The sequence below is a fragment of the Streptomyces griseorubiginosus genome (assembly GCF_017614965.1).
GTDB classification, from domain to species: domain Bacteria; phylum Actinomycetota; class Actinomycetes; order Streptomycetales; family Streptomycetaceae; genus Streptomyces; species Streptomyces griseorubiginosus_B.
This window is the reverse complement of record NZ_WVUG01000102.1, coordinates 14,920-27,532: the sequence shown is the minus strand read 5'-3', so window position 1 is coordinate 27,532 and position 12,613 is coordinate 14,920. Positions and strand designations below refer to the sequence as shown.

Below are 12,613 nucleotides of genomic sequence, written 5' to 3'. Positions count from 1 at the left end.
GTTCCCATGGGCGACGGAGGTCTTCGGCGAGGGGGCGGGCGAGGCGGAGTTGGGTGTGGGCGGCGATGATCAGCCAGGTCCACAGGTCGGCCGTGTCGGGGTTCCTGACCCTCGGGGCGGTCCAGCCCAGCGTCTGTTTCATGAGCCGGAAGGTGTGCTCCAGGTCGAAGCGGCGGAGGAAGGACTGCCACCAGCGGTCCACGTCCGCCGGTGCGGCGGCGGTGGCCGAGCACCACAGCCAGACCGGTTTCGGGTCACGGTCCCCGGGCAGGCGCTCGACCTTCAGGCGGATCAACGTGCCGTGCAGGATGGGGAGTTCTTCCTTGGCGTGGTTCAGCCAGGGGCCGCGGTGAGTGAGCCGGGGGTGCATCCGGTCCCAGGCCGTCGCGGTGGCTGTGCCGTAGCGGGTGGTGTCCGTGGCGGTCGTGACGTCGGGCTCGTGCCAGCTGTCGGGCTTCTTGAACGTGAGGACGCCGCCATGCCGGCGGGGTCGCCCGCCCCGGGGACCTGACCGGGCGGGGCCGGGGTCGCGGAGCATGACCCGGTCCGAGCGCAGGCGCCCGACCAGTACGACGGGCAGGTCGGCGAGAGCGTGGGTCAGGTAGGCGACGTCGTAGCCGGAGTCCATCACGATCAGGATGTCCGGATCGCCCGGCCTCCAGTGGCCTGCACTCGTCAACCGCCTGACGACGTCGTGGAGTTGGACGGCCGTGACGGTCGTGGCGTCGTCGGTCGGGCCCAGGCGAACCGCGTCCAGGAGAGCGACCCAGGAGGTGCGGCCGGACTCCAGGGCCGCGACGAAGGAGTAGGGCCAACCGGGCACCAGCTGGTCCGAGCTGCGGTCGCCGCGTCCATAGACATGACAGAAGAGCCGGTCGCCGCTGGTGGGAGCGTCGGGTCGCAGCCAGTGCGACACGTCCACGGCGAGCACGATCCGCCCGTCGGCCGCCTTCGGCAGCGGCAGGCCCGCCAGCGCGCGGCGCAACCGTGTCGGCTCCAGCCAGCCACGGTCCAGGGCCGCGTACAGCGCACCGTGCCCGCGCCGGTGCTCGACCGCCAAGGAGAGCTCGACCAGGGTCTTCACCGGCCCGTCCACGCACAGCACCGCATCGGTGAGCTCGAAGAGCGCGTCCGCCCGCTTGTAGAGACACTCGTAGAACTCGACCCGAAAGCGGGACAACAGACCCAACGCCTCGATTCCGGGCACACCGACAGGCAGACTCATGGGCAGCGGCCGTTCTCTCGTGCTTTGTGACTCGACATCTCGAAGCGTGGAGAACGGCCGCCTCCGCTGTCCCGTGAAGAACCGCAGGTCAGCAGGACGAGTGACCCGCGAGGTTAAACGCCAAGCTAAGCGGATAGGCCCCGCGCACAGAGCGGACCGCAGCGAGCGGCCGTAATCCTGCCAATCCTGCCTGCCGCGCGGGAGGTCAGCCGGCTCGTTCATATAGCTGGGCGACGCTGACCGCGCCGGTGCCGATCAGGTGGCACAGACCGATGCGGGCGCCGTCGGGTTCCCGCAGTTGCCGGACGGTCTCCCAGATCTGGGCGACGCCGGTCGGCCCTCCGGGGTGTCCGCGTGCGATCAGGCCGCCGTCGGTGGAGAACTCGGGCTTGCCGTGGAGGTGGCGCGAGCCCGGCCCAAAGGCGCCCGCCTCGATGAGCTTCTCGGTCTCCCCGGGTTCACTGAATCCGAGCAACTCGTAGTTCTGGATCTCCTCGATCGAGAACGCGTCGTGCACCTGCACGATGTCGACGTCCCGGGGTTCGATGCCGGACAGCTCATACGCGGAGCGTGCCGTGGCGCGGGTAAGTTCAGCTGTTCCGAGCATCGATCCCTCGATCCCCGCTGCTGCGGACCGCAGAACGCTCCCTGCAAGGCGAACCGGCCGGTGTCGGGTGAACCGGCTCAGCGCGCGCTTCGAGCACAGGACGACCGCGGCGGCACCCTCCGTCCAAGAGGTGCACATCATGGTGGTGAGCGGTTCCGCGACGACTTTGCTGGCCAGGACGCGCTCGGGGGTGACCTGTGCACTGGCTCGCCGTGCAGCGAAGGGGTTGCTGCGCGCGTAATTCCAGTTCTTCGCCGCGACTGCGGCCAAGTGCCAGTTGCTGGTGCCGGAGGCGGCCATGCGCAGCTGTGTCACCAGGGCGAAGGAGACGACCGGGGCGACCCCGTTCTCTGCGACAATCAGTTGCTCAGTGGCGAGGTGGTGTTGCGGGATGTCGTAGCCGACGACCAAGACGACGTCCGCGGCTCCGGCTTCGATGGCGTGGGCGGCTTCATGGACAGCGGCGAGACCAGTGGCAGACGCGTTGGTTATGTGCTGGACCGCAGCGCCCGTCAGTCCGAGCTGCTGCGCGATCTGGGGGGCGCGGGGGCTGAGCGGGTGCGCGGCGCCCCCGTAAAAGGCTTCGATGTCTGCGAAGGTCGCGTCGGCGTCGCGGAGGGCGGCGACTGCCGCGTCGACTGCGGGCGCGACGCCCGCGTCGGGTCCGTAGTGGGTGAAGGGGACCATTCCGGTCCCGACGACGTGGACAGTTTTACTGGCCATGGCTGAAGACGACCTTTCCGTTGCGGCTGTGCCCCACGTAATGAGCACCCACCTCAAGGCCTTCCGGGGAGAGGATCGCGTGGATGCGGCAGCCGGCGTCCAGGTCAATCAGGCCATGAGTAACACCCTCGTGGTGTGTCGCCGCCACCAGCGTTCCCTGGGCCAGAACGTCCTCTGTGCGGCATTCACGCAGCGAGCCGTCGGCGGCGAAGCGGCGTGCGGGTACATAGAGTTCGCCGGTGAGGCTGTCGCGGGACCCGGGCAGCGTATCCGGGGACTCGTTCGCGTCCCACTCTTCGGAAAGGCCGGACCCTGCGGCCTGCTCTGCCTTCCATCGGGCCCGAAGTTCGGTCTTGAGGACCTTTTCGTGGGTGCTGGCGGGCATGGCGTCGAGGACGTGGATGTGTCGTGGCCACTTGTACTTGGCCAGCTTCCCGTCGCAGAACGCGAGGATCTCTTGCGGGGTGGCCGTCGCGTGGGATGCGAGCTCGACGTATGCCTCGGGCTGTTCTCCCAGATCCGGGTGCGGGACTCCGATGACAGCCGCCACCGAGACTGCCGGATGCTGCTCCAAAACGGCCTCAATCTCGGCGGGGTAAATGTTGGCGCCGCCCGCGATGATCATGTCGGTCTTGCGGTCAACGATGTAGAGGTAGCCGTCCTGGTCGAGGTGGCCCACGTCGCCGGTGCGGTAGAAGCCGTCCGGTGTGACCTTGTCGGGTCCGAGTGGGCCTCGGCCGATGTATCCGTCGATCACCAGCGGGGTGCGGACGAGGATCTCGCCGTCCTCCCCCGCAGGAAGGCTGTTGTCACTTTCATCGACGATTCTCACGTCGACGTGCTTGAAGGGCCTGCCGCACGTTCCCGGCTTGTTCCGCTGATCGGATGGCGCGGCGCCCGACACCATGCCGGCCTCCGACAGACCGTATCCGGAGTAGAGGCAATCATGGCCGACGAACCGTATGAACCGTCGGGTGAGTTCCGGGCCTGCCGGTGCGCCGCCCAACTCGACGCACTTGAGGGTGCTCAGGTCGTAGCGCGTGCGAGTTTCCGGGTGCAGGCTGAGAATGCGCTGGAGCATTGTCGGCACCATGGTCCAGTCGGTGATGCCGTGTTGCTCGGTCAAGGCCAGGGCGTGCTCGGCATCGAATCGCCTCTGCAGAATCGCGACTCCGCCTGTGGACAGCGCGGTCCTCAGTGCGTGCGGGCCCATCGAGTGGTGGAATGGAAGGCTCACCAAGGAACGGCTGCCTGGTCCGCCGGCCGCCCCGTCGTGGGTGAGGGACCGAGCGTACTCCGCCAGCTTGTGGCCCCGGGCTGGTGAAAGCGACCTGAGGTCACGCAGCACGCCCTTCGGCGCGCCGGTGGTGCCGGAGGTGTAGATCACCATGCGAGCCAAGTCGTCTGCCGGCCTCGGGTCTGACGCTCCTTGGGCAATCAAATCGCTGTAGCGGAGGATTCCCGGCTCAGTCTTCTCTGTGACCGCCACGACTGCGAGCAGCCCCAGGTCATCGAACTCGGTGGCGAAGACGTCGGGTTCAGCGTCGTCGAGGATGAGCGCGCGCACTCCACAGTCGGTGAGGATGTGGCGTGCTTCTCGTGCGGTGGACCGGTAATTGACGGCCACCATGATGGCGTCGAGCTTGGCCAGGGCCAGTGAGACCACCAGCCATTCGAGGCGGACGTGCAGGCGAACCGCGATGGTGTCGCCGTCGTGTACGCCCTGGGCGGCGAGTGCGGAGGCGAGGCGGTTGGCCTGGTCTTCCCACTCGGCGTAGTTCATCGTGCGATCGTCTTCGATCGCCAGAACGGTGGAAAGGTCGTCCGGTGCGAACGGTGGGCGGCCTGAAGGTGCTGCCATGATTGTTCCCTCTTGTCATGGGCGAGGTCCAAGGATCGGCACTACCTAAAGGTGGGGGCGCTATGCGGCGCGGCTGGTGGCGAGGGACGGACTGCCTAAGCCAGACCGCCGCGTTCTCCTCCACTGACGGTGATCACCTGGCCGGTGACATAGTTCGACAGCGGGGAGGCGAGCCACAATATGGTGTCCGCCGCCTCCTGAACGGTGCCGGTGCGACCGATGAGGTTGCCCTGGTGAGGCCGCGCCTGGTACATCGTCTCGGGATCGTGGCGTGTGGACAGGCCAGCCTTCTCGCGCGTCTTGTCCGCGATCCCCAGCGGGATCTCGCGGCCGCCGCTCTTGACTGTGTACTCAGCCGATCGCGGCGCTCCGAAGCGGGTCTGGACGGCACCGTAGGCAACCGCATTGGCGTTGATCTTCAGTGGGCCCCACTCGGCGGCGAGCGACTTGGTGAATGCCACGAGTGCGCCCTTGCCTGCGGCGTAGTTGGCCGCGCCGGCAAGACCGAAGCTGGCGGCGATCGCCGCCACGTTGACGATCTTGCGGAAGCGCTCGATGCCCTGCTCCGCCTCGCGCTTGGCCGGTTCGCGCAGGTGGGGAGCCGCAGCGCGGCAGATGCGGAAAGGGGCGACAACGTGGATGTCGAGCATCGACTGGAACTGCTCGTCGGTCATCTTGTGGACGACCGCATCCCAGTAGAAGCCGGCGGCGTTCACGACGATGTCGAGCCGCCCGAAGGTCTGCACGGCATGGGCAACGAGCCTGTCGGGCACGGCCGGGTCCACCAGGTCTCCGGCGAAGGCGGTGGCAGGTCCCTCAAGGCCGGCTGTCGCCTCCTTCACCAGCGCGTCGTCGACATCCGCGAGACAGACCTGCGCTCCGTTGGCGGCGAGCGCCTCGGCAGCGGCGCGGCCGATGCCTTGGGCGGCGCCCGTAACGACGGCGACCTGCCCTTCGAGCATGCGTGAGGTGAGTGTGGGAGGAAACTGCATGTCAGCGTCCTGTCCAGATGGGCTGGCGCTTCTCAGCGAATGCGAGCAGCCCTTCATTTCTGTCCTCGGCCTCGAGGGCCGGTTTCACGAGCTCGTCCTGTAGCTCCCAGGCCTGCGGTTCGGGCCAGTCGTAGGCGCGCCGCACCACTTGGACGCTGGCCCGGACCGCGGCCGGCCCGCTGGCAGCGACGCGCTCGGCCAGTTCCAGCGCGGCACTGAGCGCCTGGCCGGGTGGGGTGAGCCGATTGATCAGTCCGAGCCGGTGGAACTCGGTGGCCGGCCAGTGGTCCCCGGTGAGCGCGAGCTCCATCGCCAGGTGGTACGGGATGCGCTTGGGCAGGCGCAGGAGGCCGCCTCCGATCGCTACCAGCGCTTTCGCAGCCTCGGGTATGCCCAGGACGGCGTCACTCGAGGCGACGATCAGGTCGCAGGCAAGGCATAGTTCCAGGCCTCCCGCGAGGGCGTACCCCTCGACGGCCGCGATCACCGGCTTGTTCGGTCTTTCGGTGATGATGCCGAAGCCGCCGCGGCGGTCGGAGAGCGCGAGGTCGCCGTCGACTGCGGCGATCAGATCCTGGCCGGCGCAGAATGTCCCGCCTGCGCCGGTGATGACCGCTACCCGAAGATCCGGGTCCTGTTCGAACGTATCGATCGCCTCCTCCATCGCCAGGGCGGTGGCGCGGTCGAAGGCGTTTCTACGCTCGAAGCGGTTGATGGTGATAACCACGATGTGCGGCTTCGGCCGCTCTGTGAGCAAGCGGGGGACTGCGTCGTCCATGCGGATTCCCTCTTGTACGGGGCGGCGGGACAAGGCGTGCCGCCAAGTGTTCCGGCAGGGTTGACTGCTCGGGACGGGCCGGGCGGCTGACCGGCCCGGTCCCGGGTCTGTCAGGGCACCACCGGCAGCAGAAGATGGGAGTCGAACGAACCTCCGGTGTGAATGCGGTGCTCGCCACGATTGCGCGTGGGCATATTGGGATTGGCGAATCCGTTCGGGTTCACCGGTCCGACCGGGTGCCCCGCGATCTCCACGACAAGTCGTTCGCCGGCGTGTACGACCATCGAGGTCGGCCAGAGCGAGAGCTCGACCGGTACAACACTTCCCGGTTCGAGGAGTTCCTCCTTCTCATGAGTGAGGAAGGGCTCGGCAGGCGTGGAACGGACCGGGTCGAGAGCGCGGTGGGAAACGCGCAGTCGGCCGGTCGGCCCGGCGTAGCTGATCGGCCCCGGCAGTTTCCCGTCCTTTTCCTGGGACTTGATGAACGACCGGACTGCGGGATCGCGGACCGAGAGGTGGTGCATCCGCTTTCCGTCGGCGTTCTCCTTGTAGAGGGCGGCGAAAAGGTCCATGTCCTGAGCGTCCGCTGCCTCAACCCAGAGATGGAGGTTGAGATATCCGGTGACCTCGATTTCCTCGGTGGCGACGAACGAGAACTTCACCGAAGCATCGCGGTCCTCGCTGTCGTAAGCGGCCACGTGTTCCTGTTCGACCTCGCCGTCCGTCAAGGCGCCGGTGGCGGCGTCCAGTTTGAGTGTGCGCCACTGCTGCCTCGCCAGGGGCCACTCCTGCTCGGCGCGGCCCACCACGTCGGCGCCGCCCGGATCGAGAACGGACAGACGGACAGGTGGTGTCTTCTCCCATCCGTTGTCGACGCCCTTGAGGTAGTGGTCGAAGAACTTGCGCAGATCGGCTTGGCTGTCCGGGTCCGAGATGTCTATCCACTCAATGTTGTTGTGGACCCGAAGCCACTTGTGCTCGGAACTTATCTCCCGGAACGCCTGGATCGTGCCATGCGTGTGTATGGCGTTGCTCCAGCTCGCGACCACATAAGCCGGAATCGAGATGCTCGAAAGATCCGCTACCTTGTCGGCCCAGTACGCGTTGAAGAGAGGGAAGCGGTCGCCATTCTCGTGAACGGTGTCCTCTTCCAGGCCCTGACCGTGAAGGTGTGAGTGGATATCGTTCCAGAAAGGCCCGTTCTCTCGGATTCCGCCACGGAAGAGATTATTCCGGTAGAAGTCGCTGAGCCCCTCCCAGGGAGCGATAGCCGTGAGGTGCGGCGGCTGCAGCGCCGCCACCCCCCACTGATTCGCGGCCAGGTACGAGTTGCCGTTCATCCCGATCTTGCCGGTTGACCAGTCCTGCTCGGCGATCCACTCGATGGCGTCGTAGACGTCGCGTCCGACGGCGGTGCCCTGAAACTTGGCATCTCCCCCGGAGTAGCCCGTGCCGGCGGCGTCGATGACGACGACAGCGTATCCGTGTTCGCACCAGTATCCCGGATCCGGGGCTTCGAACGAATCCAGCCCTGAGAAATAGCTGGCCGGCACGCGCAGTATGTTCCTCGCAGGCGCATACTCCTCGTTCCAATAGCCGCCACGCTTGCTGTACTGCGTATAAGCCACGATGGCCGGAACGCTTTCCACGTCTACGGGTCGGTAGATGTCAGCGAGCAGCTGATTTCCGTCACGCATCGGAATGCTCACGTCCCGCTGCAGCAGAATATCACAGGGAAGTGGATACGCCCCTTCGGCGTTGACACTTCCTTTTTCCAGTTTGATCGTCCCAGGCGCGGGCTCCGGAAGGGGAGGCTTCGATTCGGACAACGGGGTTGATTTCCTGAAGGCGACGTTCAGACCCAGTTCCGCGATGAACTTGTCCATGACGTCCTCACTTTCCAGAAGAAGAAATTTCGCATCGGAAGGTACCGCTGCTACCCTGCGGCGCAAATCGCGACATTCGATCGGCGAACTGTCGTATCGCCGATCTCGATGAACGAATCGCCGCTCGTCCTGCTTGGATCCTCCCATCGAAAGAATTTCAACAGCATTTCAGTTGGAGACGGCCCTGCCCAGGTACCGCTCAGCAGCACGACTCACCGAAGGCTGATCGCGGCCTTCCCGGAGGACGGGAAGCGGCCGCGCCGCGAGGGCATGCGCCGACCGCGCCCGGCCCTCATCTGCCCGCGACGGGAAGGACCGGCCGGTGCAGTGGCCGAGCGCGACAACGGTGCCGTCCGGGCCCGGCGCGGTCGCGCGGAGGGCGCGCTGCACGAGTCCCATGCGCTTCCGCTGACCGCATCTCAGGACATCACGATGTCGAAGAAGATCAACGAGCTTCCCATCTCGACTCTCGCACCGGCCAGCGGAATCGAGCTATACGCGATGCGGATCGGCGTGACCTGGGGTCCGCTTGGCCTGCCCGAGTTGCCGTTCGCTCCAGCGCCGCAGCTCGTCCACACCGCGGCGACGAGCAGGGAGCTGGATCACGGCAGGCTGCCGAGCGGCTCAACCATCGCGTCTACAACATCGGTTCAGATCGATGACCACCAACCGGGAAATCGTGGAGGCGATCACCGCAGCAGTTCTCGAGGTTCCGTTTCGAACTCCCGGAGGGCCGGGGCCAGGCCTCCGCGAGCGGCGGCTCATGGCTGGACATCAGCAGGCTGCCTGAAGACACCGGCTTCAAGCTGGAACACGACACGGAACGTGCCGTCGCCGAGTACATCGGCTGGCTGAGGGCCGGCAACGAACATTGGCCAGTCTCCGGTCCCGGCGCCCATCCAGCCTCGGCCGGATCGGCGCCGGCTGTGTTGGCACATCCATGTGCGTGGCTCACATGAAAGTGCCTTCTTCCGTCCCGCCCAGCAGTAACTGATGATCAGGTTACGCACAAGGCGTAACCATGGAAAGTGAGCCGTGATCATGTCTGCTGAGAACAAGAAGATTGTCACGCGTTTCTATGAAGAGCTGTTCAGCCACGGGAACAAGGAGGTGATCGACGAGCTCGTCGGCACCACCTACATCAACCACAACCCGCAGGGGGTCGACGGGCCCGAGGGGATCAAGAATTTCATCACCTTCTTCAGGGAGACCTTCCCTGAGCGGACGAAGACCACCCACCGGGTCCTGGCCGAAGACGACTTGGTCCTGCTGCACACCGAGTCCGCGCCGGCACCGGGAGCCACCCCCAGCGTGGTCGTCGACATCTACCGGGTCGAGGACGGCAAGATCGTCGAGCACTGGGACGTCATCCAGGAGGTCCCGGGGACGGTCGTGGGCGGGCACGACCTGTTCACCACGATCAGCGAGCCGGCCGTCAGCCATCCCGACCCGGACGCGGACACCGCGGAGAGCAAGAAGGTCGTGACGGCGGTGTTCCACGGGCTGGCCGTCGAGAAGGATCCGACCGTGTTTGAGCGGTACGCCGTCGACTCGTTCATTGAGCACAACCCGCAGCACGCCGACGGTGTCGCTGCCGCCACGGAGCTGTTCACCGGGCTGTTCGCCGGGAACCCGGAGGTGAGCATCGACGTCAAGCGGGTCATCGCCGAGGGCGACTACGTCGCCGTCCACCACCACCTCAAGCTCAAGCCGGCAGACCGCGGTTTCGCTTGCATCGAGTTCTTCCGTGTCCGCGAAGGCAAGATCGTCGAACACTGGGACGCCGTGCAGGCGGTCCCGGAGACCTCAGCCAACGACAACACCATGTTCTGACCGCACAACCGCGGTTTCCAGTCACGGGCGCTGTCCCCAGCCCCTTCGAGCGGGGACGGCACGCGCCGCTGTGTGGACCGGCGTCCTCACCTGCCGTCGGTCATCCGTTCGCGAATGCGTCCAGCAGCCAGTCCCGCTTGACGCACTGCTCCAGCGCGAAGGAGTCGGCCAGGGCGAGGGCGTCGTCGCCGAGGCCGCGGATGAGTCCGGCGTACTTCTGGACCAGGGGCTGGCCGAGCAGGGTGTGCCGCAGGCGGACGTCCATCCACTGGCGGGTGCTGAACGGTTGGGGCGAGAAGCCTGGGAACTCGTCAATGATCAGTTGCTCGAGCGGCTTGGCCAGTTCGCGGATCTCGCCTTCCGGGGAGTCCCACGCCTCCGCACCCAGGTGATGCTTCTTCGCCTTGACTTCTCCCCCAGCTGAAGCCGGGAGATTCTTCCCTGGCGGGTTGAGCTTTCTGCTTCTCAGACAGCAGCTGCCCCGAACTAACGGCAAGGGACGTGGGTACGCCCAGCAGTCTTACGCCGGCTCCACTGACCTGACATCCCGCCAGCCCGGCGGTAGGCCCAGCCAGCTTGGTTATCGCCGACCAGACGCCACACAAACTACCACTTACCTGCGGCTGGTTGGCGGTGAACGCCGATCCGCCCTGGCGGCGCATCGGCTTTGCCTGCCCTGCGCCGCAGGAGTCCGCTTCCTCCCCCGCCTGAAGGCGGGGGTATCCACGGAGGAATCCCGGTGAGCCAGGGGTGGCGGGTCAGCCGAGGTACGAGCCAGTCGATGTCGGCCTTCTCCGTGACACCGAGCCGGTCCAGCGGCCGTACGGGGGTGAGCGCGGTCGCTGAAGGCCCGTGAGAGTGGGTGAATACACCTCATGCCCGACTGTGCGCAGGGCGGGCGCCACGCGCTGCCAGTCCCAGCCGCCGTGCCAGGCGCCATGGAGGAGGACGAATATGCTCATGGTGCCGCCTTCTGCTCATCGTCACGGCACGCTGTTACGGCGGTGAGGGGATCGACGGTAGAGAGCGCCAGGCGGCTGCGGCATTACGCGAATGACCGGATCCGGGCGGAGGTTCGTCCCTTCCCGGCGACGTCATCCGTCGGGCGTGGCCTCGATCAGGCCAGCGCCGCCACGGGAGCCGAGCCCCGCGGCCCCCGCCTCGTCGTGGTCGGCGCGGGCTTGGCGGATGTCGTCGCGGTGGGCCACGGCCCATTCGTGCAGTGCTGTGATCGGGGCGAGCAAGGTGCGGCCCAGTTCGGTGAGTTCGTAGTCGACGCGCAGTGGCACGGTGGCGTAGGCCGTGCGGCTGACCAGTCCGTCGCGAACCAGTTGGCGCAGGGTCAGGGTCAGCATCCGCTGGCTGATCCCGTCGATCTCGCGATGCAGTTCGTTGAACCGGTGGGTGCGCTGCCCGAGCCGCACGACGATGAGGCTGCTCCATTTGTCGCCGACCCGGTCGAGCACTTCACGGATGGGGCAGTCCTTGTCGAGGCGGTCGCGCACGGGCACACCGCTGTTCGTGGCTGACATGAAAGTGCCTCCTTACGTCTTTCTCGATGGTCACTCATCATGGGGTTACGCACAAGAGGTAACTGTGCCCCCCTTGCCCGGCCCGGCTTGAGCCGATGGACCGCCCCAGGGATCTCTTCACGAAAGCGAGCCTCAGCCATGCTCATTGCAGCGAGCCGTGCCCGAAGAGCCGGACGGATTCTGGCCGTCAGGGCCATGGCCGGTGTGCTGTCGGGCGGGGTCGAGACCGCAGCGTTCGCCTCGCCCGATCGGTCCCCGCCGCCTCGGCGCACGTCGGCGACCATGAGGCCGCGGCGAACAAGGCCGTGGTGGTCCACTTCTTCGACCCGCTGTCCAACCACGGCAACCTCGCCGTGATCGACAGGTTCGTGCGGCCGGACTACATCCAGCACGACCCGAACTCCCCTGACGGCGCCGAAGCGCTAGGCCAGGACGTCGCGAGTCTTCGAGCCGACCGCCCGGAGTTGCACCTCATGGTCGAGCGGGCCATCGCCGAAGGCGACCTGGTCCTTCTGCACTCCCACAGCGTGTCGGATCCGGGCACCGAGGGCCAGGCAGTCGTCGACATCTTCCGGGTCCAGGACGAGAGATCGCCGAGCACTGGGACGTCGTGCAGAACGTTCCGGAGGGCACCGTCAGCGGCAACGACATGTTTTCCACGCTGAGCACCCCGACCGGGAGCGCTGCGGCGTCGCCGCAGCCGGGAAGCCGCGTCTGTGGATGGACGCTTGGACAGCGCGAGGGGTCTCGGCGCTGGCCGCCGGGGCCGATGTCGTGCAGAATGCGGTGGCCGATTTGGGCGAGTTGTTTGACCTGTGCCCTGGTCAACGGGTCGAACATGCCTTCAGCGTCTTGGTCGGCGCTCTCGGCTGGGCGGTCGTCCGCACCCGCTCGGCGCGCCCCTCCCGGCTGCTGCGCATCCTCGTGCTCGTCGTGCTGATTCTCAGCCTGGTCCCGGACATCGTGCTCGGCGTCTCCGACAGCCGACGCGGCACCAGTTGGGGTGCCGTCGTCGCCTTCATGGTCATGCACGTCGTGGTCGCCGCCGTCGCGGTCCCCGCGTACCACCCACTTCGTCCACTGCCTGCAACCCAGGACTGACCGTCCGTCCCACAGGCAGACCCTCACCGCGGCCGTGCAGGCCGATCTCTTCATGTCCCACTTCCCGGGCAGCCA

General features: G+C 66.6%; 12 protein-coding genes. 3 read left to right on the top strand and 9 right to left on the bottom strand.

Translation table 11 applies throughout. The features are described from left to right. The 6 genes from GRC12_RS20335 to GRC12_RS20310 all read right to left on the bottom strand — a co-directional run. A partial coding sequence (locus GRC12_RS20335) for an NF041680 family putative transposase (protein WP_244373403.1) occupies positions 1–1,225 on the bottom strand: 1,225 nt, incomplete at its 3' end. 205 nt (positions 1,226–1,430) lie between these two features. After that, positions 1,431–2,519, bottom strand: coding sequence for a thiolase family protein (locus tag GRC12_RS20330; RefSeq protein ID WP_208780732.1), 1,089 nt, complete (start codon positions 2,517–2,519; stop codon positions 1,431–1,433). A gap of 25 nt (positions 2,520–2,544) precedes the next feature. Beyond that, positions 2,545–4,416, bottom strand: a complete 1,872-nt coding sequence (locus GRC12_RS20325; protein ID WP_208780731.1) for a class I adenylate-forming enzyme family protein — start codon at positions 4,414–4,416, stop codon at positions 2,545–2,547. 95 nt (positions 4,417–4,511) lie between these two features. Continuing rightward, a complete protein-coding gene (locus GRC12_RS20320) occupies positions 4,512–5,378 on the bottom strand; it encodes an SDR family NAD(P)-dependent oxidoreductase (RefSeq protein ID WP_208780730.1) in 867 nt (288 codons plus the stop codon). A 31-nt stretch (positions 5,379–5,409) separates the two neighbouring features. Next, a complete protein-coding gene (locus GRC12_RS20315) occupies positions 5,410–6,186 on the bottom strand; it encodes a crotonase/enoyl-CoA hydratase family protein (RefSeq protein ID WP_208780729.1) in 777 nt (258 codons plus the stop codon). Positions 6,187–6,296: 110 nt separating this feature from the next. After that, positions 6,297–8,072, bottom strand: coding sequence for a CocE/NonD family hydrolase (locus GRC12_RS20310; protein ID WP_208780728.1), 1,776 nt, complete (start codon positions 8,070–8,072; stop codon positions 6,297–6,299). 1,041 nt (positions 8,073–9,113) lie between these two features. On the opposite strand from GRC12_RS20310, the gene GRC12_RS20305 reads away from it, so the two are divergent. After that, entirely contained in the window at positions 9,114–9,905 is a 792-nt protein-coding gene (locus tag GRC12_RS20305; protein WP_244373401.1) for a nuclear transport factor 2 family protein, read from the top strand. A gap of 100 nt (positions 9,906–10,005) precedes the next feature. On the opposite strand, the gene GRC12_RS20300 is transcribed toward GRC12_RS20305, so the two are convergent. The 3 genes from GRC12_RS20300 to GRC12_RS20295 all read right to left on the bottom strand — a co-directional run bounded on the left by GRC12_RS20300 (position 10,006) and on the right by GRC12_RS20295 (position 11,437). Beyond that, entirely contained in the window at positions 10,006–10,170 is a 165-nt protein-coding gene (locus GRC12_RS20300) for a hypothetical protein (protein ID WP_208780727.1), read from the bottom strand. 493 nt (positions 10,171–10,663) lie between these two features. Further along, positions 10,664–10,867 (bottom strand): alpha/beta fold hydrolase, encoded by a 204-nt coding sequence (locus tag GRC12_RS46950; protein WP_368861495.1) that lies wholly within the window; start codon positions 10,865–10,867, stop codon positions 10,664–10,666. Positions 10,868–10,999: 132 nt separating this feature from the next. Next, positions 11,000–11,437 (bottom strand): winged helix-turn-helix transcriptional regulator, encoded by a 438-nt coding sequence (locus tag GRC12_RS20295; RefSeq protein WP_208780726.1) that lies wholly within the window; start codon positions 11,435–11,437, stop codon positions 11,000–11,002. A 95-nt stretch (positions 11,438–11,532) separates the two neighbouring features. On the opposite strand from GRC12_RS20295, the gene GRC12_RS20290 reads away from it, so the two are divergent. Beyond that, on the top strand, positions 11,533–12,102 hold the full coding sequence (locus GRC12_RS20290) for a nuclear transport factor 2 family protein (RefSeq protein WP_208780725.1): 570 nt from the start codon (positions 11,533–11,535) through the stop codon (positions 12,100–12,102). A 187-nt stretch (positions 12,103–12,289) separates the two neighbouring features. Further along, positions 12,290–12,538, top strand: a complete 249-nt coding sequence (locus GRC12_RS20285; RefSeq protein ID WP_208780724.1) for a DUF6069 family protein — start codon at positions 12,290–12,292, stop codon at positions 12,536–12,538. Positions 12,539–12,613 lie beyond the last annotated feature (75 nt).

Excerpts from the sequence above, each read along its gene's own strand:
- GRC12_RS20330 (WP_208780732.1), bottom strand. The coding sequence starts at position 2,519 with ATGGTCCCCTTCACCCACTACGGACCCGACGCGGGCGTCGCGCCCGCA.
- GRC12_RS20315 (WP_208780729.1), bottom strand. The coding sequence starts at position 6,186 with ATGGACGACGCAGTCCCCCGCTTGCTCACAGAGCGGCCGAAGCCGCAC.
- GRC12_RS46950 (WP_368861495.1), bottom strand. The coding sequence starts at position 10,867 with ATGAGCATATTCGTCCTCCTCCATGGCGCCTGGCACGGCGGCTGGGAC.
- GRC12_RS20310 (WP_208780728.1), bottom strand. The coding sequence starts at position 8,072 with ATGGACAAGTTCATCGCGGAACTGGGTCTGAACGTCGCCTTCAGGAAA.
- GRC12_RS20295 (WP_208780726.1), bottom strand. The coding sequence starts at position 11,437 with ATGTCAGCCACGAACAGCGGTGTGCCCGTGCGCGACCGCCTCGACAAG.
- GRC12_RS20305 (WP_244373401.1), top strand. The coding sequence starts at position 9,114 with ATGTCTGCTGAGAACAAGAAGATTGTCACGCGTTTCTATGAAGAGCTG.
- GRC12_RS20320 (WP_208780730.1), bottom strand. The coding sequence starts at position 5,378 with ATGCTCGAAGGGCAGGTCGCCGTCGTTACGGGCGCCGCCCAAGGCATC.
- GRC12_RS20325 (WP_208780731.1), bottom strand. The coding sequence starts at position 4,416 with ATGGCAGCACCTTCAGGCCGCCCACCGTTCGCACCGGACGACCTTTCC.
- GRC12_RS20290 (WP_208780725.1), top strand. The coding sequence starts at position 11,533 with ATGGACCGCCCCAGGGATCTCTTCACGAAAGCGAGCCTCAGCCATGCT.
- GRC12_RS20300 (WP_208780727.1), bottom strand. The coding sequence starts at position 10,170 with ATGGACGTCCGCCTGCGGCACACCCTGCTCGGCCAGCCCCTGGTCCAG.